This window comes from Pseudomonas sp. GL_090 (genome assembly GCF_057837765.1).
This window is the reverse complement of the sequence record NZ_CM174452.1, coordinates 5,486,511-5,512,268: the sequence shown is the minus strand read 5'-3', so window position 1 is coordinate 5,512,268 and position 25,758 is coordinate 5,486,511. Positions and strand designations below refer to the sequence as shown.

Genomic DNA, 25,758 nt, shown 5'->3' with positions numbered 1-25,758 from the left:
GCGCAGGTGATGGATTTTTCGACGGTTTCTGGCAGCTTCTGGCTATAGACGGGTGGCTGGTATACTCGCGCCGTTTTCAGCCCAACATGTGAGATTCAATGGAACGCTTTATCGAAAATGCAATGTACGCCTCGCGCTGGCTGTTGGCGCCGATCTATTTCGGTCTGTCTCTCGGGCTGTTGGCGCTGGCACTGAAATTCTTTCAGGAAGTCTTCCACGTCATCCCGAACGTGTTTTCGATGGCCGAATCGGACTTGATCCTGGTACTGCTGTCTCTGATCGACATGGCCCTGGTGGGCGGTCTGCTGGTGATGGTGATGATTTCCGGCTACGAGAACTTCGTCTCGCAACTGGACATCGACGACAGCAAGGAAAAGCTCAACTGGCTGGGCACCATGGACTCTTCGTCGCTGAAGATGAAGGTAGCCGCATCGATCGTGGCGATCTCGTCCATTCACCTGCTGCGCATCTTCATGGACGCCAAGAACGTCGATCCTGAACATTTGCAGTGGTACGTGATCATCCACATGACCTTCGTGGTCTCGGCATTTGCCATGGGTTACCTGGATAAAGTCACCAAGCACTGATCCATTGCCGGCCCCATGAAACACGCCGCCCGTCTGTTGCAAAACAGACGGGCGGCGTCGTTTGTGGCTTGTGCTTTGATGCGCCGAAGCCTATCCCTGTAAAGAGGCTCGTTACTGCGTGAGGTGCGCTCATGAACCTGCAAGAGTTGAATGCGTATGCCGTCGCCGGGAAGGTCGATGAGCTGAACCTGATCTCGATGGAGGGCGGCATCTACCTGCTGGAGGCGCGGATGCACGGCACGGCGTACCCCTTGAGCGATACGCACGGGCATATGATGAGCCTGCGTTCGGTGGAGCATGCCCGTGATGTGCTGCGCTCCTTTCCCAAGTTGCACTTCAACCTCGTGCACACGGTCGTGCATGACGAAATGTGCGGTCTGGTTGCCGATGTGGAGGAAAACCTGAAGGTGCCGATCGCCTGAGGTCCCTCATCAATGGCATGACATCTGTGCTAGTCTGCGGGCCCTTTTGGTTCCGGGCGCTCCGGGACGCGCTGTGCATGCATGGCAAGTTCCCGAGCCGTCCGCACAGCGGAGCAGTGTCATGTCCGAAGTAAATCTGTCCACCGACGAAACCCGCGTCAGCTACGGTATTGGCCGTCAGCTGGGCGACCAACTGCGCGACAACCCGCCACCGGGCGTAAGCCTGGACGCGATCCTGGCAGGTCTGACCGACGCATTCGCCGGCAAGCCAAGCCGTGTGGGTCAGGAAGAAATGTCCGCCAGCTTCAAAGTCATCCGTGAAATCATGCAGGCCGAAGCTGCAGCCAAGGCTGAAGCGGCTGCTGGCGAAGGCCTGGCCTTCCTGGCTGAAAACGCCAAGCGTGACGGCATCACCACTCTGGCTTCCGGCCTGCAGTTCGAAGTCCTGACCGCTGGCGAAGGCGCCAAGCCATCCCGTGAAGACTCCGTGCGTACTCACTACCACGGCACTCTGATCGACGGCACTGTGTTCGACAGCTCCTACGAGCGCGGCGAGCCTGCGGAATTCCCGGTTGGCGGCGTGATCGCCGGCTGGACCGAAGCCCTGCAACTGATGAACGCCGGCAGCAAATGGCGTCTGTACGTGCCGAGCGAACTGGCTTACGGCGCTCAAGGCGTTGGCAGCATCCCGCCGCACAGCGTACTGGTGTTCGACGTCGAACTGCTTGACGTTCTGTAAGGCCCGGCCTGTCTGCATGACAGACTGATGTGGGAGCCAGCCTGCTGGCGATAGGGGCGACCGGTTTTTTCTTCAAGACCGCGTTGATACCATCGCCAGCAGGCTGGCTCCCACAGTTTTTTGGGTGTCGCTCATAGTTCGATCTTATTGTGCAATTCACTGTGCGGGCGCAACGCCCGGGCATAGCAGAACAGAAACAGATTACGCACCAGTTCCTTGAGCACCACCGGCTCGCTGGAACTCAGGCCATTGAGGTCAAGATCACCCTGGTCCTGCAGTTCGCTCAAGGCTTCTTCTTCAAGCACCGCACAGACTTCCCCGGTTTCCCGATGCAGGATCCGAAGGTAAGGGTGTGGGCGGTCCAGCCAGGCATCGATCAAATAAGTCATGGTTCTCATCTCCATTGAAGGTTTGATGAGAATAATTCTTATTCATCAAATAGCAAGGGTCTATTGGTGGTTTGCGTTGTTTTTCGGGTAAAGATTGCGTCAGGTCAAATCGACTGGCGTTTGGCTATTGCGAGAATTTACTGGGTGATGCGGGGAGGGTGAGGCGCCATCCCACGCCGGGCGCGGGATGGATAACAGCAGGCTCAGACTTTTCTGACGAACTCGGACTTGAGCTTCATCGGGCCGATGCCGTCGATCTTGCAATCGATGTCGTGATCGCCATCGCACAGGCGGATGTTCTTGACCTTGGTGCCGACCTTGACCACCAAAGACGTGCCCTTGACCTTGAGGTCCTTGATCACGGTGATGGTGTCTCCGTCCTGCAGGACGTTGCCGACCGAATCCTTTTTCACGGCGTCATCGGACACTGCTTCGGTTTCGCCGCTGGCGGACCATTCGTGGGCGCACTCGGGGCAGATCAGCTGCGCGCCGTCTTCATAGGTGTATTCGGAATTGCATTTTGGGCAGGGTGGCAACGTGCTCACTAAGGCTCCTTGGATTCAGGATCGCTAAAAAGCGCACATTGTATAGGGTTTTAGGCGGGAGAGGGCACAACGCAGATAAACCTGTGGGGAACAAACCTGTGGGAGCAAGCTCGCTCCCACAGGGTTTTGCAGTGCTGTCAGTGCGTGCGGGCTACCGCGAACTCACTCAGTTCAACCAGCGCATCGCGGTATTCGCTGGCAGGCAGCGCTTCGAGGCACTTGATTGCGCGGGCCACGTAATCTCGGGCCAGTTGCGCGGTGTACTCCAGCGAGCCCGAGGCTTCCACGGCTTCGCGGATGCTTTCCAGGTCTTCGATTCCGCCTTTCTGGATTGCCTTGCGCACCAGGGCGGCCTGTTCCGGCGTACCTTCGCGCATGGTGTAGATCAGCGGCAGGGTCGGCTTGCCTTCGGCCAGGTCGTCACCGACGTTCTTGCCCAGGGTTTCGGCGTCGCCTTTGTAGTCGAGCAGGTCGTCGACCAACTGGAAGGCCACGCCCAGGTGATCACCGAAAGTACGCAAGGCTTCGGCCTGTTCCGGCGAGGCCTGGCACAGGGCGGCGGCGCTGTGGGTCGAGGCTTCGAAGAGCATCGCGGTCTTGCCGCGGATGACTTCCATGTAGGTTTCTTCGGTGGTGCTGGCGTCACGAACCTTCGACAGCTGCAACACTTCGCCCTCGGCGATGATGCGCGTGGCTTGCGAAAGGATCTTCATCACCGGCATCGAGCCCAGTTCGACCATCATTTCAAATGAGCGCGAATACAGGAAGTCGCCGACCAGTACGCTTGGCGCGTTGCCCCACATGGCGTTGGCGGTCGAGCGGCCACGGCGCATGCCGGACATGTCGACCACGTCGTCATGCAGTAGGGTAGCGGTGTGCAGGAACTCGATGGTGGCGGCCAGCAGACGCAATTCGTCGCCTTCGCGCCCCAGGGCCTTGCCACACAGCAACACTAATAAAGGACGCAGGCGTTTGCCGCCGGCCGAGGTAATGTAATCGCCGATTTTCGATACCAGCGGCACTCGAGAAGTCAGCTGCTTCTTGATGATGCCGTCGACGGCGCTAAAATCGTCCGCCACCGCGCGGTAGAAAGCTTGGGGTTGCATCAGCGACAGTCGCTCCAGAAGGGTTGCGCGGCATGCTAGGACCCACGCTTGCAGGTGTCAAGGCGCGATGGACGGCCCCTTGCAAGGCGCTCGTGCCTTGCGTACAATCGCGCACCCTGAACTTCCTGGGCAGCACCTGCCTTACGCAATTGCAAGCGGGCCTCCAGCCCCATGCAGCCATGCCAGCCAATACCTCTTCTTATAAAGAGCTGGGTGAGCAGGATTATCGGAGAAATACCATGTCTTATGCAGTAATCGTTACTGGCGGCAAGCAGTACAAAGTCGCCCCAGGTGAATACCTGAAGATCGAAAAACTGGAAGTCGCTACCGGCGAATCCGTTACCTTTGATCGCGTTCTGTTGGTTGCCAACGGTGACGACGTGAATATCGGCGCTCCAGTTGTTGCTGGCGCTACCGTTGTGGCTGAAGTGATCTCCCAAGGTCGTCACGATAAAGTCCGCATCATCAAGTTCCGTCGCCGTAAGCACCACATGAAGCGTATGGGCCACCGCCAGTGGTACACCGAGATCAAAATCACCGGTATTCAGGCTTAATTACAGCCTAATTCCTCACTAGGAGAATTGAACTCATGGCACACAAAAAAGCTGGTGGTAGTACCCGTAACGGTCGCGACTCAGAAGCCAAACGCCTTGGCGTGAAGATGTATGGCGGCCAGGCTATCAAAGCAGGCAACATCATCGTGCGTCAGCGCGGCACCCAATTCCACGCTGGCTACGGCGTTGGCATGGGTAAAGATCACACCCTCTTCGCTAAAGTCGAAGGCGTGATCAAGTTCGAAGTAAAAGGCGCCTTCGGTCGTCGTTACGTGAGCGTAGTCGCAGCTTAATTGCGCGATCGCTGGAAAAGCCCTGTCTCGCGACGGGGCTTTTTCGTTTGTGGGGTGAGTCTCTTGCAAAGCTGTTTGTATGGGCTGTCGGCGTACGATGTAGGTGTCGTGGTTTAGGGTCGCTGCGCTCATTTTTGCAAGAGTCTTATGTCTTGATTGTTTTTCGGCTCGTCCGTATGGCGAGAGGCGTTTGTTATGAAGTTTGTTGATGAAGTATCGATTCGCGTAAAGGCTGGTGACGGCGGCAATGGCGCCATGAGTTTCCGTCGGGAAAAATTTATCGAGAACGGTGGCCCGAACGGCGGTGATGGCGGTGACGGCGGTTCCATCTACATGATGGCCGACGAAAACCTCAACACCCTGGTGGACTACCGCTACACCCGGCACTTCGATGCCGAGCGTGGCTCCAACGGCGGCAGCACCGACTGCACCGGCAAGAAGGGTGAAGACCTGATCCTGCGCGTTCCGGTCGGCACCACGGTGATCGACTCCGCGACTCAGGAAGTCATCGGCGACCTGACCAAGGCCGGTCAGAAACTGATGGTGGTCCAGGGCGGCTGGCACGGTCTGGGCAACACCCGTTTCAAATCCAGTACCAACCGTGCGCCGCGCCAGACCACTCCGGGCAAGCCGGGTGAGCAGCGCGACCTGAAGCTGGAAATGAAAGTACTGGCTGACGTCGGTTTGCTGGGTTTGCCGAACGCCGGCAAAAGCACCTTTATCCGTTCGGTTTCGGCTGCCAAGCCGAAAGTTGCCGACTACCCGTTCACCACGCTGGTGCCGAACCTGGGTGTGGTCAGTGTCGATCGCTGGAAAAGCTTCGTCATTGCCGATATTCCGGGTCTGATCGAGGGCGCTTCCGAAGGCGCTGGTCTGGGTATTCGCTTCCTCAAGCACTTGGCGCGTACGCGTCTGCTGCTGCACCTCGTGGACATGGCGCCGCTGGATGACGCCAGCGCACCGGATGCCGCTGAAGTGATCGTCAACGAGCTGATCAAGTTCAGCCCGTCCCTGGCGGAGCGTGATCGCTGGCTGGTCCTGAACAAGTGCGACCAGATCCTTGATGAAGAGCACGATGCTCGCGTCAAGGAAATCGTTGATCGCCTGGAATGGACAGGCCCGGTCTACGTGATCTCGGCCATCTCCAAGCTCGGTACCGAGCGTCTGTGCCACGACATCATGCGTTACATGGAAGACCGTGCTGATCGCCTGGCCAATGACCCGGCCTACAAGGAAGAGTTGGCCGATCTCGATCAGCGCATCGAAGACGAAGCCCGCGCGCAACTGCAGGCGCTGGATGACAAGCGTGCCCTGCGTCGCAGTGGCGTGAAGTCGGTCCACGACATCGGTGACGATGATTGGGACGAAGAAGATGTGGATGACGAAGACGGTCCGGAAATCATTTACGTGCGTGACTGATTCGTTGCGATAAACTTAAGCGCCGCTCAATCGAGCGGCGTTTTGGTATCTGGAAATCGATCGTTGGTCACGAATAACCACGAATAACGTCACGGGCAGTGCCAGGTCGCGGTGCCCTCAAGCTAAGGTTGAAGATGATGCGGAGCAAGGTGACAGGTGCGCAGCGTTGGGTCGTGAAGATCGGCAGCGCTTTGCTGACGGCGGACGGCAAAGGCCTGGATCGCGCGGCAATGGGTGTCTGGGTTGAGCAGATGGTGGCCTTGCATGAGGCGGGTGTCGAGCTGGTGTTGGTGTCCTCCGGGGCGGTGGCGGCCGGTATGAGCCGTTTGGGCTGGACCTCGCGACCCAGTGCGATGCACGAACTTCAGGCTGCCGCCGCAATCGGTCAGATGGGGTTGGTGCAGGCCTGGGAGTCGAGCTTTGCCGAGCATGGCCGGCATACCGCGCAGATTCTCCTGACTCACGACGACTTGTCCGATCGCAAGCGCTACCTGAATGCTCGCAGTACCTTGCGCGCACTGGTCGAACTGAAAGTCATTCCGGTGATCAACGAGAATGACACCGTGGTCACCGACGAAATCCGTTTTGGCGACAACGACACCCTGGCGGCGCTGGTGGCCAACCTGGTCGAGGCTGACTTGCTGGTGATCCTCACGGATCGCGACGGCATGTACGATGCCGATCCGCGCAACAATCCGGATGCTCAGCTGATTTACGAGGCGCGTGCCGATGATCCGGCCCTCGACGCAGTGGCAGGCGGCACCGGTGGGGCTCTGGGGCGTGGTGGCATGCAGACCAAATTGCGTGCTGCGCGACTTGCTGCGCGTTCCGGTGCTCATACCATCATCGTTGGCGGGCGCATTGATCGCGTGCTGGATCGCCTCAAGGCGGGCGAGCGCATCGGCACGTTGCTGTCGCCGGAGCGCGGCATGCTGGCGGCGCGCAAGCAGTGGCTGGCCGGTCATCTGCAAACCCGCGGCACTCTGGTGCTGGATGCGGGTGCGGTGGCGGCGTTGTCTCAAGGCAACAAAAGTTTGCTGCCGGTTGGCGTCAAATTGGTTCAGGGCAGTTTCCGTCGCGGCGAAATGGTCGTGTGCGTGGCGCCGGACGGTCGCGAGATTGCCCGTGACCTGGCCAACTACAGTGCGCTGGAGGCGCAAAAAATCATCGGTCAGTCGTCCGAGGCGATTGTCGGTCTGTTGGGTTACATGGCGGAACCGGAACTGGTTCACCGCGATAACCTGATCCTGGTCTGAAGGAATACCTGAATGCGCGTGGCAAAAGGATTGTTGGGATTGCTGGTGGTGATGCCGCTGCTGGCTTCGGCCGAAGAGATCGGTCAGGTGTCGACGGTGTTCAAGTTCGTCGGGCCAAATGACCGGATCGTGGTCGAGGCCTTTGATGATCCCAAGGTCGATGGTGTGACCTGCTATCTGTCGCGCGCCAAGACCGGTGGGGTGAAAGGTGGTCTTGGTTTGGCCGAGGATCGTGCTGAAGCGTCTATCGCTTGCCGGCAGGTCGGACCCATCAGCTTCAAGGGTGAGCTCAAGGATGGCGACGAGGTGTTCAAGGAGCGCACGTCCCTGGTGTTCAAGACCATGCAGGTGGTGCGCTTCCTCGACAAGAAGCGCAATACACTGGTGTATCTGGTGTACAGCGATCGCTTGATCGAGGGCAGTCCGCAGAATGCGGTGACGGCGATTCCGATTTTGCCGTGGGCGCACGCTCAATAATTTCACGCAAATCAAACTGTGGGAGCGAGCCTGCTCGCGATAGCGGATATCCAGCCAGCACAAATGCTGAATGTTAATCCGTCATCGCGAGCAGGCTCGCTCCCACAGTTTTTGTGTGTCCGCTAAATCGCAGGCAATAAAAAACCGACCCTGAGGTCGGTTTTTTAATGAACGAGTCGCTTAGGCAGCAGCGGCAACGTTCAGGGCCTTAACGTGGCCATTCAGGCGGCTCTTATGACGAGCGGCCTTGTTCTTGTGGATGATGCCTTTATCGGCCATGCGGTCGATAACTGGCACAGCCAGAACGTAAGCAGCTTGAGCTTTGGCAGCGTCTTTTGCGTCGATGGCCTTAACTACATTCTTGATGTAGGTACGAACCATGGAACGCAGGCTGGCGTTGTGGCTGCGACGCTTCTCAGCCTGTTTTGCACGTTTTTTGGCGGAAGGTGAGTTGGCCACCGTCGAGCTCCTCGAAAGACTTTTTAGGAAATAGCAAACAAAATAGGCCGCGAATCATGCCGATGAGTTGAAGTCTTGTCAAGGGCGCTTGAAACGTTCCGCTAAGTGGTAGGGGTAGCGCGACGGGATATTTCTTTCCGGCGTGTGACCTGTAAACTCGCGAGCTTTGGCTCTGTGCTGTTGCGGCGCGGAGTATCGCATAAGTAGGCGCGTAGTTCGCCTGCTGTTTATCGACAGGCACAAACTCTTTCAATGAATCTGCTCAAATCGTTGGCCGCCGTCAGCTCTATCACGATGCTTTCCCGGGTTCTGGGGTTTGTTCGTGACACCCTCATTGCGCGCACATTTGGCGCGGGAATGGCGACCGACGCCTTCTTTATCGCCTTCAAACTGCCCAATCTGCTGCGGCGGATCTTTGCCGAGGGGGCGTTTTCCCAGGCATTCGTGCCGATTCTTGCCGAATACAAAAGCCAGCAGGGTGAAGAGGCGACCCGCACATTTATCGCCTACGTCTCGGGCCTGCTGACGCTGGTGCTGGCGCTGGTCACGGTGTTGGGCATGCTGGCCGCACCCTGGGTCATCTGGGTGACGGCGCCGGGTTTCACCGATACCCCGGAAAAATTCGAGCTCACTTCCAACCTGTTGCGGGTGACCTTTCCTTACATATTGCTGATTTCCCTGTCGTCGCTGGCGGGCGCGATCCTCAACACCTGGAACCGTTTTTCGGTCCCGGCATTCGTGCCGACGCTGCTCAACGTCAGCATGATTATTTTTGCGTTGTTCCTGACACCGTACTTCGATCCGCCCGTAATGGCGCTCGGCTGGGCGGTTCTGGTGGGCGGGCTGGCGCAGTTGCTCTACCAGCTGCCGCACCTGAAAAAGATCGGCATGCTGGTGTTGCCGCGCCTGAGCCTGCGTGACAGTGGTGTGTGGCGCGTCATGAAGCAAATGTTGCCGGCCATTCTCGGTGTTTCGGTGAGCCAGATTTCGCTGATCATCAACACCATCTTCGCTTCGTTCCTGGTCGCAGGTTCCGTGTCGTGGATGTATTACGCCGACCGCTTGATGGAGCTGCCGTCCGGCGTGTTGGGTGTGGCACTGGGGACGATTCTGCTGCCGACCCTGGCCAAGACCTACGCCAACAAGGATCGTCACGAGTATTCGCGCATCCTCGACTGGGGCCTGCGCCTGTGCTTCGTACTGGTGCTGCCTTGCGCCCTGGCGCTGGGGATTCTGGCCGAGCCGCTGACGGTTTCGCTGTTCCAGTACGGCCAGTTCGATGCCCATGACGCGGCCATGACCCAGCGCGCGTTGATCGCTTATTCTGTCGGCTTGCTCGGGATTATCGTGATCAAAGTGTTGGCACCGGGCTTTTATGCGCAACAAAACATCCGCACGCCGGTAAAAATCGCGATTTTCACCCTGGTGGTCACCCAGCTGTTCAACCTGATGCTGATCGGTCCGCTGGCTCACGCGGGGCTGGCGCTCGCCATCAGCGCCGGCGCCTGCCTCAATGCAGGGTTGCTCTTCTATCAGCTGCGGAAACAGCAGATGTACCAGCCGCAACCGGGCTGGGCAAAGTTCGGCTTCAAGCTGGTGATTGCGGTCGGGGTGATGTCTGGCGTGTTGCTGGCAGGGATGCATTTCATGCCGGCCTGGGGTGAGAGGCAGATGCTTGAGCGTTTCCTGCGTCTGGGTGCCTTGGTGGTTGCCGGTGTGGTGGCTTATTTCGGCATGTTAGTGTTGATGGGCTTCCGTTTGCGCGACTTCAATCGCAAGACGCTGGGCTGAGGTTCTGGCCTCGATAAACACGGGCGAGTCGGCGGTTTTGTCGGCTCGATCACTTTGGGTTACGGTGTTGCCTGTCGTCGGCCGCCGGGTGTGGTTATAATCGACCACTTTATGAGCAAGAAGCGCGTTATGCAGCTGGTTCGAGGCCTCCACAATCTGCGCCCCCAGCATCGGGGCTGTGTCGCCACTATTGGCAACTTTGACGGTGTACACCGCGGCCACCAGGCTATTCTGGCGCGCCTGCGTGAGCGTGCGCTCGAGTTGGGCGTGCCCAGCTGCGTGGTGATTTTCGAGCCGCAGCCGCGGGAGTTTTTCGCTCCGGACACCGCGCCGGCTCGTCTGGCACGCCTGCGGGACAAGCTGCAATTGTTGGCCGCCGAAGGCGTCGACCGTGTTCTGTGCCTGGCTTTCAACCAGCGCCTGAGCAAGCTCAGCGCCAGTGAGTTCGTCGATACCATTCTGGTGGATGGCCTTGGCGTGCAGCACCTTGAAGTCGGAGACGACTTCCGGTTCGGCTGCGACCGCGTAGGGGATTTCGATTTCCTGCAACAGGCCGGCATCGTTCAGGGCTTTACCGTCGAGGCGGCGCAAACCGTTGAGCTGGACGGTATTCGCGTCAGCAGCACTCAGGTCCGCAATGCCCTGGCCGCAGCTGATTTTGCCTTGGCCGAGCGACTGCTGGGTCGGCCGTTCCAGATTACCGGGCGGGTGCTGCACGGCCAGAAGCTGGCTCGCCAGTTGGGCACGCCCACGGCCAACATACAACTCAAGCGCCGTCGCGTTCCGCTTTCCGGGGTTTACCTGGTGGACGTCAAGATCGACGGCAAGACCTGGCCCGGCGTCGCCAATATCGGCGTGCGGCCCACGGTTCAAGGTGATGGCAAAGCCCACCTGGAAGTGCATCTTTTAGATTTTGCCGGCGATCTGTATGACCGGCGTTTAACGGTGGTTTTCCACCACAAGCTGCGTGAAGAGCAGCGTTTCGCCTCTCTGGAGGCGTTGAAAACGGCGATCAACGCGGATGTCGCCGCCGCCCGTGCACTAGCCGCACCTAGCGCCCATCGCTAATGAAGAGCCTTAAATGACCGACTATAAAGCCACGCTAAACCTTCCGGACACCGCCTTCCCAATGAAGGCCGGCCTGCCACAGCGCGAACCGCAGATCCTGCAGCGCTGGGACAGTATTGGCCTGTACGGAAAGTTGCGCGAGATTGGCAAGGATCGTCCGAAGTTCGTGTTGCACGACGGCCCTCCGTACGCCAACGGCTCGATTCACATCGGTCATGCGCTGAACAAGATTCTCAAGGACATGATCATCCGTTCGAAGACCCTGTCGGGCTTCGACGCGCCTTATGTTCCTGGCTGGGACTGCCACGGCCTGCCGATCGAGCACAAGGTCGAAGTAACCCACGGCAAGAACCTGGGCGCGGACAAGACCCGCGAACTGTGCCGGGCCTATGCCACCGAGCAGATCGAAGGGCAGAAGTCCGAGTTCATTCGCCTCGGTGTGCTGGGCGACTTCGCCAACCCGTACAAGACCATGGACTTCAAGAACGAGGCCGGTGAAATCCGTGCCTTGGCCGAAATCGTCAAGGGCGGTTTCGTGTTCAAGGGCCTGAAGCCTGTGAACTGGTGCTTCGACTGTGGTTCGGCGCTGGCCGAGGCGGAAGTCGAGTACGAGAACAAGAAGTCCTCGACCATCGACGTGGCGTTCCCGATTGCCGATGAAGCCCAACTGGCTGCCGCCTTCGGACTGCCAACCCTGGCCAAGCCTGCTTCGATCGTGATCTGGACCACCACCCCGTGGACCATCCCGGCCAACCAGGCGCTGAACGTCCACCCGGAATTCAACTACGCCCTGGTCGACGTCGGCGACAAGCTGCTGGTACTGGCTGAAGAGCTGGTCGAGTCGTGCCTGGCGCGCTACTCGCTGGAAGGTTCAGTCATTGCGACCACCACCGGTAAAGCACTGGAGCTGATCAACTTCCGTCACCCGTTCTACGACCGTCTGTCGCCGGTTTACCTGGCCGACTACGTTGAACTGGGCGCCGGTACCGGTGTGGTTCACTCCGCTCCGGCCTATGGCGTGGACGACTTCGTGACCTGCAAGAAATACGGCATGGTCAACGACGACATCCTCAATCCGGTTCAAAGCAACGGCGTGTATGCAACCTCGCTGGAATTCTTCGGCGGCCAGTTCATCTGGAAGGCCAACCCGGCCATCGTCGACAAGCTGACCGAAGTCGGCGCGCTGCTGCATACCACCATCATCGAACACAGCTACATGCACTGCTGGCGCCACAAAACCCCGCTGATCTACCGTGCCACCGCGCAGTGGTTCATCGGCATGGACAAGCAGCCGACCACCGGCGACACCCTGCGTCAGCGCTCGCTCAAAGCCATCGAAGAGACCCAGTTCGTTCCGGCCTGGGGCCAGGCGCGCCTGCATTCGATGATCGCCAACCGTCCCGACTGGTGCATTTCCCGTCAGCGCAACTGGGGCGTGCCGATCCCGTTCTTCCTGAACAAGGAAAGCGGCGAGCTGCACCCACGCACCGTCGAGCTGATGGAAGAAGTTGCCAAGCGCGTTGAAGGTGAGGGCATCGAGGCCTGGTTCAAGCTGGACGCCGCCGAGCTGCTGGGCGATGAAGCCCCGCTGTATGACAAGATCAGCGACACCCTGGACGTCTGGTTCGATTCGGGCACCACGCACTGGCACGTCCTGCGCGGTTCGCACCCGATGGGCCACGAAACCGGCCCGCGCGCCGACCTGTACCTGGAAGGCTCGGACCAACACCGTGGCTGGTTCCACTCGTCGCTGCTGACCGGTTGCGCCATCGACAACCACGCGCCGTACCGCGAGCTGCTGACCCACGGTTTCACTGTGGACGAGTCCGGCCGCAAGATGTCCAAGTCGTTGGGCAACGTGATCGCGCCGCAGAAAGTCAACGACACCCTGGGCGCCGACATCATGCGTCTGTGGGTCGCTTCGACCGACTACTCCGGCGAAATGGCTGTTTCCGAGCAGATCCTGCAGCGCAGCGCGGACGCCTACCGGCGTATCCGTAACACCGCGCGTTTCCTGCTTTCCAACCTGACCGGCTTCAACCCGGCCACCGACCTGCTGCCGGCCGAAGAAATGCTGGCTCTGGACCGTTGGGCCGTGGATCGCACCCTGCTGCTGCAACGCGAGCTACAAGAGCACTACGGCGAATACCGCTTCTGGAACGTGTACTCGAAGATCCACAACTTCTGCGTGCAGGAGCTGGGCGGCTTCTACCTCGACATCATCAAGGACCGTCAGTACACCACTGGCGCCGACAGCAAGGCCCGCCGTTCGTGCCAGACCGCGCTGTTCCACATCTCCGAGGCGCTGGTGCGCTGGATCGCGCCGATCCTGGCGTTCACCGCCGACGAACTGTGGCAATACCTGCCGGGCGAGCGTAACGAGTCCGTCATGCTCAACACCTGGTACGAAGGCCTGAGCGAACTGCCGGAAGGCATCGAGCTGGATCGCGCTTACTGGGACCGGATCATGGCGGTCAAGGTCGCGGTCAACAAGGAAATGGAGATCCAGCGCGCAGCCAAGGCTGTCGGTGGCAATCTGCAGGCCGAAGTGACGCTGTTCGCCGAAGATGCGCTGACCGCCGACCTGGCCAGGTTGAGCAACGAACTGCGTTTCGTACTGATCACGTCGACCGCCAGTGTTGCACCATTGGTGCAGGCGCCGGCCGATGCCGTGGTCACCGAAGTCAGCGGCCTGAAGCTGAAGATCGTCAAGTCGAGCCATGCCAAGTGCGCCCGTTGCTGGCACTGCCGTGAAGACGTCGGCGTGAACCCGGAGCATCCGGAAATCTGCGGCCGTTGCGTCGACAACATCAGCGGCGCTGGCGAGGTCCGTCACTATGCCTAATGCCGTTGGCCGTTTCGGACGGCTGAGCTGGCTCTGGTTGAGTTTGCTGGTCCTGGTCATCGACCAGGCCAGCAAGTTCTACTTCGAAGGCAAGCTCCAGATGTACCAGCAGATCGTAATCATCCCCGATTACTTCAGCTGGACCCTGGCTTACAACACGGGTGCGGCGTTCAGCTTCCTGGCTGACAGCTCCGGCTGGCAGCGCTGGCTGTTTGCGTTGATCGCGGTCGTGGTCAGTGCGGTGCTGGTGGTGTGGCTCAAGCGTCTGGGGCGCAACGAGACCTGGCTGGCGATTGCGCTGGCACTGGTGCTCGGCGGCGCGCTGGGCAATCTGTATGACCGCATTGCCTTGGGCCATGTGATCGATTTCATCCTGGTGCATTGGCAGAACCGCTGGTATTTCCCGGCGTTCAACTTTGCCGACAGTGCCATCACTGTCGGTGCCATCATGCTGGCACTGGATATGTTCAAAAGTAAAAAGACCGGAGAAACCGTTCATGACTGAACAGGTATTGGCTGAGCAACGCATCGGCCAGAACACGGAAGTCACCTTGCATTTTGCATTGCGCCTGGAGAACGGCGACACGGTGGACAGCACCTTCGACAAGGCCCCGGCGACCTTCAAGGTCGGTGACGGCAACCTGTTGCCAGGCTTCGAAGCCGCGCTGTTCGGTTTCAAGGCCGGTGACAAGCGGACGCTGAGCATCGAGCCGGAAAACGCTTTCGGCCAGCCCAACCCGCAAAACGTGCAGATCATCCCGCGCTCCCAGTTCCAGGACATGGAACTGTCGCCTGGCTTGCTGGTGATCTTCAACGATGCGGCCAATACTGAATTGCCGGGCGTGGTCAAAGAGTTCGATGACGCGCAAGTGACCATCGACTTCAACCACCCGCTGGCGGGCAAGACGTTGACCTTTGACGTGGAAATCATTTCCGTCAAAGCGCTGTAACTTGTGGGAGCGAGCCTGCTCGGGATGAGGGCCTGTCATCAACATTGATGGCGGCTGACACTCTGCTATCGCGAGCAGGCTCGCTCCTACAGTGTTTTTCATTGTTTTCGCGCGCAAGACACGAGGCTCAGCATGCAAATCAAACTCGCCAACCCCCGTGGCTTCTGCGCCGGCGTGGACCGGGCGATCGAAATCGTCAACCGCGCCCTGGAAGTCTTCGGGCCGCCGATCTATGTGCGCCACGAAGTGGTTCACAACAAATTTGTCGTCGAAGACTTGCGCTCCCGTGGTGCGATCTTCGTCGAAGAGCTGGATCAGGTGCCGGACGACGTCATCGTGATCTTCAGTGCCCACGGCGTTTCCCAGGCCGTGCGCAGCGAAGCGGCTGGCCGTGGGCTGAAAGTGTTCGACGCTACGTGCCCGCTGGTGACCAAGGTCCACATCGAAGTGGCGCGCTACAGCCGTGACGGCCGAGAGTGCATTCTCATCGGCCACGCCGGTCACCCGGAAGTCGAAGGCACCATGGGCCAGTACGATGCTGGTAATGGCGGCGCGATCTATCTGGTCGAAGACGAGAAGGATGTCGCCGCACTGCAGGTGAACAACCCTGAAAAGCTCGCCTTCGTGACCCAGACCACACTGTCGATGGACGATACCAGCCGCGTTATCGATGCCCTGCGTTCGCGCTTCCCGGCCATCGGTGGACCGCGCAAGGACGATATTTGCTACGCCACGCAAAACCGTCAGGACGCGGTCAAGCAACTGGCCGACGAGTGCGACGTGGTGCTTGTGGTCGGCAGCCCGAACAGCTCCAACTCCAATCGCTTGCGCGAATTGGCAGAACGCATGTCCACTCCTGCCTACCTGATCGACGGTGCTGAAGACCTGCAAAAGAGCTGGTTCGACGGCGTTGAGCGTATCGGCATCACCGCGGGTGCATCCGCCCCGGAAGTCCTGGTGCGCGGTGTGATCCAGCAGTTGCAGGCCTGGGGTGCCACCGGTGCCGATGAGCTGGCCGGTCGCGAGGAGAACATTACGTTCTCGATGCCTAAAGAACTGCGCGTTCGCTCGTTGACCTGAGTTGTCTCCTTTTTTTGCATAACGGATGCTCAGCCTTGTCGCTACGCAGGCTGACGCGACCGGTCCGGGCCAACACCACTTGATGTTGGCTGACTGGTTCGCGAACAGCGCAAACGTGTAACGTCCCTCCAAACAGTGACTCGCCCTGACCTCTGAAGCGTATTGAGTTTTCGACCGTACTGTTCCCCACAATCGACAGGCGTGCTCTGCTCTGGCGTTCGGCCAGCAGTGGATTGTCGCTGTCCATCTCCCCCTTGCCGCTGATATCCAGAATGATCCTCCAGCCTTGGCTCCAATCGCCATTGATGCCGTGAATCACCACGGCCTGGTTGCGGACGATGGCTTCGCTGCGGGCAGTGCGAATACTGCTGGAAAGAGCCTCTGCCGCTTGTTGTCTTTGGTTCGACTCGACCAGCGTTTCGAACGCCGGACTGACCAAATGCAGAACAATTGCGGTAATTGCCAGTCCCATGAGCAGTTCGATCAGGCTGAAGCCTTGTTGCCGCATGACATTTCCCTCCGTGGCGTGCTGTGGCTCGCGCAATCCCTGCGCGAGAAATGGCAACGCAAACGCACCGCATCGTTCGAATGTGGTGCCGCGCAAGAGCAGGTATAGCCGAAGGAATCAGAAGGCCCCGATGGATCATCCTACAAAAGGTTTCACGCTGATCGAGTTGCTGGTCGCGATCGCGATCCTTCTGATGCTGCTGACTCTGGGTGTCCCGGCGTTCACCCGCTCGACGCAAACAACCAGGGCTGATACTGAGATCGCTGACCTGCGACGAACCCTGAATTTTGCCCGACTCGAAGCCATCGATCGGGGCAATACCACACGGGTGCGCCCGACGGCCGGTGGGGATGTCTGGAGTGGGGAACTGGCGATTTACGGCGGTACTGGCGCTTTGGCCAATGTATTACGGGTTGTTCCGGCGATGAGCAGCGGCGCAACTCTGGCGCTAACCTCTGGCGTCACCGCCATCGATTTCAACAGTATGGGCGGATTGTCATCACCGTCCTCAGAGGTGGTGATCAGCTATGAGCGGGGCGCACAAAGCAGGACGCTGACTGTGTGTTTGAACGGACGAATTCAATTGGGTGGAAATTGCGGATGAGGGCAGGGAGGCAAGGCAAGCAGAATGGCATGACGCTGGTCGAAGTCCTGGTGGCGTTAGTCATTCTGGGCGTGGGCCTGCTGGGGGCGGCGGCGTTTCAGCTCAATGCGCTGAAGTACACGGACAGCGCGCGCATGACCAGTCAGGCCAGTTTTATCGCCTACGACCTGATGGACCGCATTCGCGCCAACGCTGCTGCGGACTACACCGTTGCGCCGCCGGCTTCGGGCAATCCGGACGTTACCCGGGATCAGGACCTGTTTGACTTTAACGCCAACATTGTCAGTTCCCTCGGTGCCTCCGCGACGGGCAGTGTTGCCGTCAACCAGAAGGTGTACACCATCACGATTACCTGGGATGACTCACGGGCTACGAATACTGCCGACTCGCGACGCAGCTTCGTCCTGAACAGTCGCGCGGCCATTGATCCGACGGTGATCCCGTGAGCCGCCTAAGTAGAGGTTTTAGCCTGGTCGAATTGCTGATCGCCCTGTCATTGAGCCTGATCGTGGTGCTGGGCGTGGTGCAGGTTTTCATCGCGGCCAAGAACACCTATCTCAGCCAGAATGCCGCCGCGAACATGCAGGAGGACGCACGTTTCGTGTTGAGCAAAATGATTCAGGAAGTTCGCATGGTCGGGATGTTCGGTTGTCTGGAAAAGATCACCGATTCAAGTAAGAAAGGTGATTTTCATGCCAGTCAGCTAGTACCGATCCGCTGGGACAACGGTGGCCGCAAGTTGACGCTGGTTACGACGGATGTCGGTGGTAATGGCGGCCAGCCGGACTGGACTGTGCTGTCCGATTGTCGAACCCATTCGACGGCCTACAGTGAAGGGCGGATGCCAGTGACAGGGCAACTGGCCTTTCCGGTCCGGCGGCTGATTTACAGCTTCAGCAACAACCAACTGCTGATGAAAGGCGGGGCCGCACCAGACCAGGTACTGGTGGACAGCGTCAGCGCTTTCGACGTGAGCTTCGGCCTGGCCAGCACCGCCACTGATCTGGCTGCTTCGCGCTACAGCAGCAACCCGCCGGACCCCGCGCTGATTCGAAGCGTTCGCCTGAGCCTGACTCTCTTCGATCCGCACCACCGGGTGGCCGATCAAACCTTCAACGTGGTTGCCGCTCTGCGCAACCGCCTGCCATGAGGGAGCGCCAATGAACCGTGCTCCCAAGACGTATGACGCCCAACGCGGCATGGCGCTGCTGGTCAGTCTGGTGTTCTTGCTCTTACTCACGTTGATTGGTCTTTCATCGATGCAGAGCGCGACCCTGCAGGAAAAAATGGCCGGTAGCGTTGCCCTGCGCAACCAGTCGTTCCAGAGTGCCGAAGCCGCATTGCGGGTGGGTGAGGGTACAGTGCAGCGGGACAGTTATGCGCTACCTGTTTGCAGCGCCATCGTTCAATGTGCGCCACCGTCCGAGTCTTCGACTATTACCGCTGCCGGTTTCAACGCCTCTTCCGGTGTGACCTGGATTGCATCGGGCAAGGGCTTTTATGGCGTGCAAAACATCGGTGTCAGCCAAAATGCGGTGAATGTGCCAATCAATACCCCAGCGACGTTATATCGGGTTACGGCAGTCGGCATCGCGGGGCATTCGCGCAGTGTTGTGGAGAGCATCTATGCGAAGTACTGAGCGAGCTGTCAGGTTATGGTCACAACTGTTCGGTGTCGTCGTCGCGCTTGGCCTGTCGGTGTCGGCGCACGCTGCCACATCAGCGGATGCGCCAGCGCTGAACCGGCCAACCTGTCTGGCCAATGGCAACTGGTACGGTTTTTATCACGGCAATCTGGGGTTGAAGGCCGTCTGCCTGAAGCTGCCCGAGGCGATCAGCGTTAAGATGCTCGACAGCAACGCCGATGGAGTGGTCGACAACAGCGACACGCTATCCGATGGCGTGATCTTTATCGGTGAGCATTCGACCCAGGACGCCAGCGACAATGGCGGGGCCGTGAACGATTCCACTGGCGACGGTACTGCGGGGATGGAAAAATCCGGCGGTAGCCGTCGCATCATGTGGCGACAAATACAGTGACTGAGAATTGATGCATGCGTAGTTCCAACCGCGGTTTTACCCTGATCGAAATCATGATCGTGATTGCGATCATCGGTATTGTCATGACCATTGCCGCCCCGAGTCTCACCGAATACCTGAACAAGGGCCGTCGCGCAGAAGTAGCCGGTCTGCTCTCGGAGCAGGCGCAACTACTGGAGCGCTTCTACTCGCAGAAAAATGCCTACACCGATGCGACGGGCCTCAGTGCCGGCAATGATTACTACAGCATCACGCCGACCCTGACCGACCAGGCCTTTCTGCTGACGGCGGTGCGCAGGGCTGACTCGAGCATGGCCACTGACAAGTGCGGTGATCTGACTATCACCAATACCGGTGTGCTCGGTATGGTCAACGCGAAATCCGGCCTGACCAGCAAAGACTGCTGGGGGCGCTGAGTTTCTTTTTCGGGTGCCTTTTGTACCCTCTGTCTATTTAACGATGGGATCAGAACATGACCAGGCAACAGCAAGTGGTGATTGTCGGCGGTGGGGTGATTGGATTGCTGACGGCCTTCAATCTCGCCTCCGAAGTGCAAAGCGTTGTGCTGCTGGATCGCTCGAGCGTCGGCCAGGAGTCGTCCTGGGCCGGTGGCGGCATCGTTTCGCCGCTTTACCCGTGGCGCTACAGCCCGGCGGTCACCGCGTTGGCTCACTGGTCCCAGGATTTTTATCCACAGCTGGGCGAGCGCTTGTTTGCCACCACTGGTGTTGATCCGCAAGTGCACACCACCGGTCTGTACTGGCTGGACCTGGATGACGAGGCTGATGCCCTGGCATGGGCCGCCCGGGAAAATCGCCCGCTCAGCGCGGTGGATATTTCGGCGGCACACGATGCCGTGCCGGTGCTGGGCAGTGGTTTTTCCCGGGCGATCTACATGGCCGACGTTGCCAACGTGCGCAATCCTCGACTGGTGAAGTCACTCAAGGCCGCGTTGCTGGCGCTGCCGAACGTGACGATCCATGAGCAGTGCGAAGTCAGCGGGTTTGTTTGTGACGGCACCAAAGTGGTCGGCGTACAGACCTCCACAGGTATTGTCTCGGGTGATCAAGTTGTCCTGACGGCGGGGGCCTGGAGCGGTGATTTGCTCAAGCTTCTTGATCTGACGCTGCCGGTCGAGCCGGTGAAAGGGCAGATGATTCTCTACAAGTGTGCGGCGGATTTCCTGCCGAGCATGGTCCTGGCCAAGGGCCGTTATGCGATTCCCCGGCGCGACGGGCACATATTGATCGGCAGTACGCTGGAGCATGAGGGCTATGACAAGACGCCGACCGGGTCGGCACTGGAAAGCCTGAAGGCGTCCGCGGTGGAGTTGATCCCGGCGCTGGCCGATGCCGAAGTAGTGGGGCATTGGGCCGGATTGCGCCCGGGATCACCCGAGGGCATTCCTTACATCGGCCCGGTGCCAGGGGTTGACGGGCTCTGGCTCAACTGCGGGCATTACCGAAACGGGCTGGTGCTGGCGCCGGCGTCATGCCAGCTGTTTGCCGATGTGATGCTGGGCCGGGCGCCGATTATCGATCCGGCGCCTTATGCGCCTGCCGGAAGACTTTAAAGCCTCAATCCAGTCCCAGCTTCTTGAGCCGGTAACGCATCGACCTGAATGACAGGTTCAACCGCTGAGCCGCCGCCGTACGGTTCCAGCGGGTTTCCTCCAAGGCCTGGAGCAGCAGTTGGCGTTCGATGTTTTCCAGATAGGCTTCCAGATTGTCGATCCGGGTCAGGTCCGGCACGCCCCCCTCAGCCCCACGGTTGCTTTCAGCCAGGCGCAGGTCGCCGGCTTCGATCTGATTGTTCTCACACAAGGTGTGCGCCCGTTCGAGCGTGTTTTCCAGTTCCCGCACATTGCCCGGGAAGCGATAGCTTTTGAGCGCCTCAAGGGCTTGGGAGTGGAGACTTGCGGCAGGCTGACCGCTATCGGCGGCCAGGCGCTTGAGTATGTGGCTGGCAAGCATTTCGATATCGTCGCGACGCTCGCGCAAGGGCGGCACCCGGAGTTCGATCACGTTCAAACGGTAGTAAAGGTCGTGACGAAATCGTCCGGCGGCGACTTCGGCGCCAAGGTCCTTGTGTGTGGCGCAGAGAATACGCACATCCACCGCCACTTCCTGCTGCCCGCCGACGCAGCGTACGGATTTCTCCTGAATCGCGCGCAGCAGTTTGACCTGCATGGCCAGCGGCAGGTCGGCCACTTCGTCGAGGAGCAGGGTGCCGCCGTGAGCTGCCTGGAACAGGCCGGGTTTGTCTTCGATGGCACCGCTGAAACTGCCTTTGCGATGGCCGAAAAACTCACTCTCCAGCAGCTCCGAGGGAATCGCCGCGCAGTTGATCGCGATGAACGGCTGATTGGCGCGGGGGCTTTGATCATGGATCAGGCGCGCGACCAACTCCTTGCCGCTGCCGGACTCTCCGCTGATGTATACCGTCGCATGGCTGCTGGCCAGCTTGGTGATGTGCTTGCGCAGGTTGCGCATGGGCAATGAGTCGCCCAGCAAGCGTCGATTGATGCCGACCCCGCGGGCAGGAACCAGCAGGGCGCTGGTGACCAGTTCACGCAAGCGCGTAAGGTCCACCGGTTTGGTCAGGAAGTCGAATGCCCCGGCCTTGAGCACATTGATCGCGTTTTCGAGGCTGTCATAGGCAGTGATCATCGCCACCTGGACCTGAGGGTGGCGCTGCTGGATGTGCTGGACCAGCTCAAGGCCGGTACCGTCCGACAATTGCATGTCGGTCAGGCATAGATCGAAGGTTTCGCGTTTGAGCAGGGATTGCGCTTCGCCGACGTTGCGGGCATTGAACGTCTCCAGCTTCATCCTTCCCAGGGTGATTTCCAGGAGTTCTCGAATGTCCGGTTCGTCATCGACGATCAGGACTTTTTGTCGTGGTCTCGTGTTCAACGTGGGTCCCGTCCGTGTGCATAGGTCATGCAAAAGCAGCCGCTTTCCTGGCGTGCCTTGAAGTCTAGGCGGGACGGAATGCTTTCGCCCGGCTGGCCGGACAGATAAAGCCCCAGGCCCATGATATGGGGGGCTGGGGCTTCATTATCGAGTATTTCCAGTGATTTCAGGTCGAGCCGTAATGGCGGCATTAGCTCGCGGCGTTGCAGATGCAATACGTTTTCGATTACCCGGTTCATTCGCAGAGAGAGGTCTTGAATAATCTGCGTCAGACGTCGATCAACAGCTTTCAGTTCCTTGGGCGCGCGCGATAGTCCCTAAACGGCTGCCATTTCTGCTGAGGTGTCAGTGGCCACTGGAGCCCTTGCCTTGCTCGAGATGAGCCTGGCTGCAATACCATTGCTGGTCGAGGCTCAGCGCGCGGTCACGCGGCAGGTGAACGCCGCAATGGGCGCAACGGACCATGGGCGCGGCTTCCCGCTCGGCAGGGGATCTGGGGGGGGAGGCCTGACCCTTGAACTTGCGCCAGAACCACACTGCAGCGGCAATCAGGGCAATCCAGAACAATAAACGAAGCATGGTGAGCTGCTTTTCGACTGATGATCCGGCAGTTTAGCCAAGGACATGGCCGGCGCACAGCCCAATAGCTTATGTAGGAGAGAGCTTGCTCGCGATGGTCTCAAGGACGACGCGTTTATTCAGACAAAGCGCGTTAACGTTAACGTCCATCGCGAGCAAGCTCGCTCCTACAAGTCTCCCTTTTGCACAACCCGGGGTGTCAGTCGAACACGCCGAAAGTCATGTAGCTGAACCACGAACGGTCGCTGTTGTTGCCTTGCGCTTCGTGATTTTCTTCTTCGACCGCGTCGCCATTGTCGTCTTTAGGCTTGAGCTCGCTCGGGATCGCGTCCTTGGCGTCCTGGAATTGCTTCTGCACGTCCTGGTTGGCGCGGGTTTCGCCCGGTGGCAGTGGCGGACGGGACTCGATAAAGCCCAGGGTCACCTTGCTCAGCCACGAACGGTTGTCAGCTTCGGCCACGGTCGGTACGAACTGACCGTCTACCAGCGTCGGGTGGTTCGGGTAGTTGAGCTTCAGGGTTTCCAGGCTGGTGGCAGCCAGTTCGTCCAGGTGCAGGCGCTGGTAGGCCTCGGTCATCACCGCCAGGCCATCGCCGACCGAAGGGGTTTCCTGGAAGTTTTCCACCACGTAACGACCGCGGTTCGCGGCGGCAACATAGGCCTGACGGGTCAGGTAGTAGTCGGCCACGTGAATTTCGTAGGCGGCCAGCAGGTTGCGCAGATAGATCATGCGCTGCTTGGCGTCCGGCGCGTAGCGGCTGTTCGGGAAGCGGCTGGTCAGTTGGGCGAACTCGTTATAGGAGTCGCGGGCGGCGCCCGGGTCACGCTTGGTCATGTCCAGCGGCAGGAAACGCGCCAGCAGGCCGACGTCCTGGTCGAAAGAAGTCAGGCCCTTGAGGTAGTAGGCATAATCGACGTTCGGATGCTGTGGGTGCAGGCGAATGAAGCGTTCCGCAGCGGACTTGGCCGCTTCTGGCTCGGTGTTCTTGTAGTTGGCGTAGATGAGCTCGAGTTGCGCCTGGTCGGCATAGCGGCCGAACGGATAACGCGATTCCAGAGCCTTCAGCTTGGCGATGGCGCTGGTGTAGCTACTGTTGTCCAGGTCATTTTGAGCCTGTTGGTACAGCTCGACTTCACTGAGGTTTTCGTCTACGACTTCCTTCGATGAGCAAGCAGCGGTCAATGCGAGGATGGCGATCAGCAGCAGGTGTTTCACTTGCATGGCGGCTTGCGTCCCTATGACGGCCGCTGTCTTGGGCGTGGCCGTCCTGTTATGATGAGCGCCCCGTTGAATAGCCTCGGGGCAAAAGACGCCGTATTTAACCACAAGCGCGCAGCCGAAACCAAAGGCTGTGCCGACGCCTAGTCTGAGCATGTCCGATAAAATTGAACTTCGCGCAGAGGTGCCGTCCGAATTGGGCGGCCAACGCCTCGATCAAGTCGCCGCACAATTATTCGCTGAGCACTCGCGCTCGCGCCTTTCCGCCTGGATCAAAGACGGCCGCCTGACTGTGGATGGGGCGATTATCCGCCCGCGAGACATCGTCCACGGCGGCGCCATCCTTGAGTTGACTGCCGAGCAGGAAGCTCAGGGCGAATGGGTCGCTCAAGACATTGCCCTGGATATCGTCTACGAAGACGACGATATCCTGGTGATCAACAAGCCTGCGGGCCTGGTGGTGCACCCGGCTGCCGGTCATGCCGACGGCACCTTGCTCAACGCCTTGCTGCACCACGTGCCGGACATCATCAATGTGCCCCGCGCCGGTATCGTGCATCGCCTGGACAAGGACACCACCGGTCTGATGGTGGTGGCCAAGACCATTCAAGCGCAGACGCAGCTGGTTACACAGTTGCAGAGCCGCAGCGTCAGCCGGATCTACGAGTGCATCGTGATCGGTGTGGTGACAGCTGGTGGCAAGATCAACGCGCCGATCGGTCGTCACGGCCAGCAACGCCAGCGCATGGCCGTGATGGAAGGTGGCAAGCAAGCCGTCAGCCATTACCGCGTGCTCGAGCGCTTCCGCTCCCACACTCACGTGCGGGTGAAGCTGGAAACCGGTCGTACGCACCAGATTCGCGTGCATATGGCGCACATCAACTACCCGTTGCTCGGAGATCCTGCCTACGGCGGTCGTTTCCGTATTCCGCCGGCCGCCAACCCGACCATGGTCGAGTCGCTGAAAAACTTCCCGCGTCAGGCGCTGCATGCGCGTTTCCTGGAACTGGATCATCCGACCACCGGTCAGCGCATGAGCTGGGAATCGCCGTTGCCGGAAGATTTCGTCTGGTTGCTGACCCTGCTCAAGCAAGACCGTGAGGCGTTCATCGGATGAGTGACTGGCTGATTCCTGACTGGCCCGCGCCGGCCGGGGTCAAAGCCTGCGTCACCACCCGTGCGGGCGGCGTCAGTCTGGCGCCGTTCGATAGCCTCAACCTCGGCGATCACGTCGACGACAGCCCTGAAGCTGTTGCCGAGAATCGCCGGCGTCTTACCGATCATTTCTCCATTCAACCGGCCTGGCTGCAGCAGGTCCACGGCATTGTCGTGGCCCATGCCGATCCTGGCCGGGTGGATACGGCTGATGCCAGTTGGACATCAACGCCGGGCGTCGCCTGCGCGGCGATGACCGCCGATTGTCTGCCTGCGCTGTTTTGCGACCGTGCCGGCACTCGCGTAGCGGCGGCCCATGCCGGTTGGCGCGGGTTGGCTGCTGGCGTGCTGGAAGCCACTCTCGACAGTCTGGCCGTGCCACCTGCCGAGGTATTGGTCTGGCTTGGCCCGGCCATTGGCCCGCAAGCCTTTGAAGTCGGCCCGGAAGTACGCGAAATCTTTGTGCAGCAGTTGCCGCAAGCGGCAGAAGCCTTTGTACCGAGCCAAAACCCCGGCAAGTTCATGGCCGACATCTATAAGCTTGCGCGTCTGCGCCTGGCCGCTCGCGGCGTCACCGCTGTCTACGGTGGCGGTTTCTGCACCGTGACCGACCCACGTTTCTTTTCTTACCGCCGTGCCCCTCGCACCGGTCGCTTTGCCTCCCTGATCTGGCTCGCCCGCTAAGCTTCTCTGATCTGTATCAATGTCTTGATGCTTGAAACTCCCAGAATCGACCGCATCTATAACGGTATCTGGCA

General features: G+C 59.5%; 31 protein-coding genes and 1 pseudogene. 23 read left to right on the top strand and 9 right to left on the bottom strand.

Annotation, left to right across the window (positions count from 1 at the left end; genetic code table 11):
- The first annotated feature begins 98 nt into the window (after nucleotides 1-98).
- The 3 genes from AC3ITA_RS24915 (at nucleotide 99) to bamJ (ending at nucleotide 1,748) form a co-directional block, all read left to right on the top strand.
- Nucleotides 99-587 carry a TIGR00645 family protein gene (locus tag AC3ITA_RS24915; RefSeq protein ID WP_007970904.1) on the top strand — a complete coding sequence of 163 codons (489 nt, stop codon included), beginning with the start codon at nucleotides 99-101 and terminating at the stop codon, nucleotides 585-587.
- A gap of 131 nt (nucleotides 588-718) precedes the next feature.
- Nucleotides 719-1,009 (top strand): DUF6482 family protein, encoded by a 291-nt coding sequence (locus AC3ITA_RS24910; protein ID WP_046041769.1) that lies wholly within the window; start codon nucleotides 719-721, stop codon nucleotides 1,007-1,009.
- Nucleotides 1,010-1,130: 121 nt separating this feature from the next.
- Nucleotides 1,131-1,748: a BamJ family beta-barrel-assembly machinery protein gene (gene bamJ / locus AC3ITA_RS24905; RefSeq protein WP_008052058.1), complete on the top strand. Its 618-nt coding sequence runs from the start codon at nucleotides 1,131-1,133 to the stop codon at nucleotides 1,746-1,748.
- 131 nt (nucleotides 1,749-1,879) lie between these two features.
- Here the strand turns inward: bamJ and AC3ITA_RS24900 are convergent, their stop codons facing one another.
- From AC3ITA_RS24900 to AC3ITA_RS24890, 3 genes are all read right to left on the bottom strand, one after another.
- A complete protein-coding gene (locus AC3ITA_RS24900; protein WP_095946013.1) occupies nucleotides 1,880-2,137 on the bottom strand; it encodes a PA4570 family protein in 258 nt (85 codons plus the stop codon).
- A 203-nt stretch (nucleotides 2,138-2,340) separates the two neighbouring features.
- A complete protein-coding gene (locus AC3ITA_RS24895; RefSeq protein WP_095946014.1) occupies nucleotides 2,341-2,682 on the bottom strand; it encodes a zinc ribbon domain-containing protein YjdM in 342 nt (113 codons plus the stop codon).
- A 137-nt stretch (nucleotides 2,683-2,819) separates the two neighbouring features.
- Nucleotides 2,820-3,788: a polyprenyl synthetase family protein gene (locus tag AC3ITA_RS24890; protein WP_008052062.1), complete on the bottom strand. Its 969-nt coding sequence runs from the start codon at nucleotides 3,786-3,788 to the stop codon at nucleotides 2,820-2,822.
- Between the two features lie 239 nt (nucleotides 3,789-4,027).
- Here AC3ITA_RS24890 and rplU point away from each other — a divergent pair, with 239 nt between their 5' ends.
- The 5 genes from rplU (at nucleotide 4,028) to AC3ITA_RS24865 (ending at nucleotide 7,787) form a co-directional block, all read left to right on the top strand.
- Nucleotides 4,028-4,342, top strand: coding sequence for a 50S ribosomal protein L21 (rplU, locus tag AC3ITA_RS24885; RefSeq protein ID WP_007950961.1), 315 nt, complete (start codon nucleotides 4,028-4,030; stop codon nucleotides 4,340-4,342).
- A gap of 35 nt (nucleotides 4,343-4,377) precedes the next feature.
- On the top strand, nucleotides 4,378-4,635 hold the full coding sequence (gene rpmA / locus AC3ITA_RS24880; RefSeq protein WP_003281574.1) for a 50S ribosomal protein L27: 258 nt from the start codon (nucleotides 4,378-4,380) through the stop codon (nucleotides 4,633-4,635).
- A gap of 195 nt (nucleotides 4,636-4,830) precedes the next feature.
- On the top strand, nucleotides 4,831-6,054 hold the full coding sequence (cgtA, locus tag AC3ITA_RS24875; protein ID WP_008052064.1) for an Obg family GTPase CgtA: 1,224 nt from the start codon (nucleotides 4,831-4,833) through the stop codon (nucleotides 6,052-6,054).
- 137 nt (nucleotides 6,055-6,191) lie between these two features.
- Nucleotides 6,192-7,310 (top strand): glutamate 5-kinase, encoded by a 1,119-nt coding sequence (gene proB / locus AC3ITA_RS24870; protein ID WP_489280826.1) that lies wholly within the window; start codon nucleotides 6,192-6,194, stop codon nucleotides 7,308-7,310.
- 12 nt (nucleotides 7,311-7,322) lie between these two features.
- Entirely contained in the window at nucleotides 7,323-7,787 is a 465-nt protein-coding gene (locus AC3ITA_RS24865; RefSeq protein WP_095946016.1) for a CreA family protein, read from the top strand.
- A gap of 180 nt (nucleotides 7,788-7,967) precedes the next feature.
- Here AC3ITA_RS24865 and rpsT read toward each other — a convergent pair whose 3' ends face one another.
- Nucleotides 7,968-8,246 (bottom strand): 30S ribosomal protein S20, encoded by a 279-nt coding sequence (gene rpsT / locus AC3ITA_RS24860; protein ID WP_007970922.1) that lies wholly within the window; start codon nucleotides 8,244-8,246, stop codon nucleotides 7,968-7,970.
- A 252-nt stretch (nucleotides 8,247-8,498) separates the two neighbouring features.
- On the opposite strand from rpsT, the gene murJ reads away from it, so the two are divergent.
- From murJ to ispH, 6 genes are all read left to right on the top strand, one after another.
- Nucleotides 8,499-10,037: a murein biosynthesis integral membrane protein MurJ gene (gene murJ, locus AC3ITA_RS24855; protein ID WP_489278609.1), complete on the top strand. Its 1,539-nt coding sequence runs from the start codon at nucleotides 8,499-8,501 to the stop codon at nucleotides 10,035-10,037.
- A gap of 129 nt (nucleotides 10,038-10,166) precedes the next feature.
- Nucleotides 10,167-11,105, top strand: coding sequence for a bifunctional riboflavin kinase/FAD synthetase (ribF, locus tag AC3ITA_RS24850; RefSeq protein ID WP_172435402.1), 939 nt, complete (start codon nucleotides 10,167-10,169; stop codon nucleotides 11,103-11,105).
- Nucleotides 11,106-11,118: 13 nt separating this feature from the next.
- The gene (gene ileS / locus AC3ITA_RS24845; protein WP_150672717.1) at nucleotides 11,119-13,950 is read left to right on the top strand and encodes an isoleucine--tRNA ligase; all 2,832 of its coding nucleotides are present in this window, start codon (nucleotides 11,119-11,121) and stop codon (nucleotides 13,948-13,950) included.
- Nucleotides 13,943-14,455, top strand: a complete 513-nt coding sequence (lspA, locus tag AC3ITA_RS24840) for a signal peptidase II (RefSeq protein WP_095946020.1) — start codon at nucleotides 13,943-13,945, stop codon at nucleotides 14,453-14,455. Before ileS ends, lspA begins: the two co-directional genes overlap by 8 nt.
- Before the next feature lie 7 nt (nucleotides 14,456-14,462).
- Nucleotides 14,463-14,900, top strand: coding sequence for an FKBP-type peptidyl-prolyl cis-trans isomerase (gene fkpB, locus AC3ITA_RS24835; protein WP_172435403.1), 438 nt, complete (start codon nucleotides 14,463-14,465; stop codon nucleotides 14,898-14,900).
- A gap of 132 nt (nucleotides 14,901-15,032) precedes the next feature.
- A complete protein-coding gene (gene ispH / locus AC3ITA_RS24830) occupies nucleotides 15,033-15,980 on the top strand; it encodes a 4-hydroxy-3-methylbut-2-enyl diphosphate reductase (RefSeq protein WP_095946021.1) in 948 nt (315 codons plus the stop codon).
- Here ispH and AC3ITA_RS24825 read toward each other — a convergent pair.
- Nucleotides 15,949-16,488, bottom strand: coding sequence for a GspH/FimT family pseudopilin (locus AC3ITA_RS24825; RefSeq protein WP_095946022.1), 540 nt, complete (start codon nucleotides 16,486-16,488; stop codon nucleotides 15,949-15,951). The two genes, ispH and AC3ITA_RS24825, sit on opposite strands and share 32 nt — an antisense overlap.
- A gap of 130 nt (nucleotides 16,489-16,618) precedes the next feature.
- On the opposite strand from AC3ITA_RS24825, the gene AC3ITA_RS24820 reads away from it, so the two are divergent.
- The 7 genes from AC3ITA_RS24820 to thiO are packed head-to-tail and all read left to right on the top strand — an operon-like array spanning nucleotide 16,619 to nucleotide 20,705.
- On the top strand, nucleotides 16,619-17,092 hold the full coding sequence (locus tag AC3ITA_RS24820; RefSeq protein ID WP_095946023.1) for a GspH/FimT family pseudopilin: 474 nt from the start codon (nucleotides 16,619-16,621) through the stop codon (nucleotides 17,090-17,092).
- Entirely contained in the window at nucleotides 17,089-17,538 is a 450-nt protein-coding gene (gene pilV, locus AC3ITA_RS24815; protein ID WP_095946024.1) for a type IV pilus modification protein PilV, read from the top strand. Before AC3ITA_RS24820 ends, pilV begins: the two co-directional genes overlap by 4 nt.
- Nucleotides 17,535-18,242: a PilW family protein gene (locus AC3ITA_RS24810; protein ID WP_489278604.1), complete on the top strand. Its 708-nt coding sequence runs from the start codon at nucleotides 17,535-17,537 to the stop codon at nucleotides 18,240-18,242. Before pilV ends, AC3ITA_RS24810 begins: the two co-directional genes overlap by 4 nt.
- A 10-nt stretch (nucleotides 18,243-18,252) precedes the next feature.
- Complete coding sequence (locus tag AC3ITA_RS24805; RefSeq protein ID WP_095946026.1) at nucleotides 18,253-18,732, top strand: pilus assembly PilX family protein; 480 nt, start codon at nucleotides 18,253-18,255, stop codon at nucleotides 18,730-18,732.
- On the top strand, nucleotides 18,719-19,132 hold the full coding sequence (locus tag AC3ITA_RS24800; RefSeq protein ID WP_095946027.1) for a hypothetical protein: 414 nt from the start codon (nucleotides 18,719-18,721) through the stop codon (nucleotides 19,130-19,132). Before AC3ITA_RS24805 ends, AC3ITA_RS24800 begins: the two co-directional genes overlap by 14 nt.
- Nucleotides 19,133-19,146: 14 nt before the next feature.
- The gene (locus AC3ITA_RS24795; protein ID WP_150672720.1) at nucleotides 19,147-19,548 is read left to right on the top strand and encodes a type IV pilin protein; all 402 of its coding nucleotides are present in this window, start codon (nucleotides 19,147-19,149) and stop codon (nucleotides 19,546-19,548) included.
- 56 nt (nucleotides 19,549-19,604) lie between these two features.
- Nucleotides 19,605-20,705, top strand: a complete 1,101-nt coding sequence (gene thiO / locus AC3ITA_RS24790) for a glycine oxidase ThiO (RefSeq protein ID WP_489278602.1) — start codon at nucleotides 19,605-19,607, stop codon at nucleotides 20,703-20,705.
- Between the two features lie 4 nt (nucleotides 20,706-20,709).
- Here the strand turns inward: thiO and AC3ITA_RS24785 are convergent, their stop codons facing one another.
- The 4 genes and pseudogenes from AC3ITA_RS24785 to AC3ITA_RS24770 all read right to left on the bottom strand — a co-directional run bounded on the left by AC3ITA_RS24785 (nucleotide 20,710) and on the right by AC3ITA_RS24770 (nucleotide 23,848).
- On the bottom strand, nucleotides 20,710-22,047 hold the full coding sequence (locus AC3ITA_RS24785; protein WP_095946030.1) for a sigma-54-dependent transcriptional regulator: 1,338 nt from the start codon (nucleotides 22,045-22,047) through the stop codon (nucleotides 20,710-20,712).
- Nucleotides 22,044-22,361, bottom strand: a pseudogene (locus AC3ITA_RS24780) (hypothetical protein); the annotation flags it as partial. The pseudogene AC3ITA_RS24780 and the gene AC3ITA_RS24785, both read right to left, overlap by 4 nt.
- Nucleotides 22,362-22,392: 31 nt before the next feature.
- Nucleotides 22,393-22,626 (bottom strand): PP0621 family protein, encoded by a 234-nt coding sequence (locus tag AC3ITA_RS24775; protein ID WP_080925333.1) that lies wholly within the window; start codon nucleotides 22,624-22,626, stop codon nucleotides 22,393-22,395.
- Between the two features lie 199 nt (nucleotides 22,627-22,825).
- Nucleotides 22,826-23,848: an outer membrane protein assembly factor BamD gene (locus AC3ITA_RS24770; RefSeq protein WP_095946032.1), complete on the bottom strand. Its 1,023-nt coding sequence runs from the start codon at nucleotides 23,846-23,848 to the stop codon at nucleotides 22,826-22,828.
- Nucleotides 23,849-23,999: 151 nt separating this feature from the next.
- On the opposite strand from AC3ITA_RS24770, the gene rluD reads away from it, so the two are divergent.
- The gene (gene rluD / locus AC3ITA_RS24765; protein ID WP_489278599.1) at nucleotides 24,000-24,962 is read left to right on the top strand and encodes a 23S rRNA pseudouridine(1911/1915/1917) synthase RluD; all 963 of its coding nucleotides are present in this window, start codon (nucleotides 24,000-24,002) and stop codon (nucleotides 24,960-24,962) included.
- Nucleotides 24,959-25,684 carry a peptidoglycan editing factor PgeF gene (gene pgeF, locus AC3ITA_RS24760; protein ID WP_489278597.1) on the top strand — a complete coding sequence of 242 codons (726 nt, stop codon included), beginning with the start codon at nucleotides 24,959-24,961 and terminating at the stop codon, nucleotides 25,682-25,684. The genes rluD and pgeF overlap by 4 nt, the downstream gene beginning before the upstream one ends.
- Nucleotides 25,685-25,758: the final 74 nt, after the last annotated feature.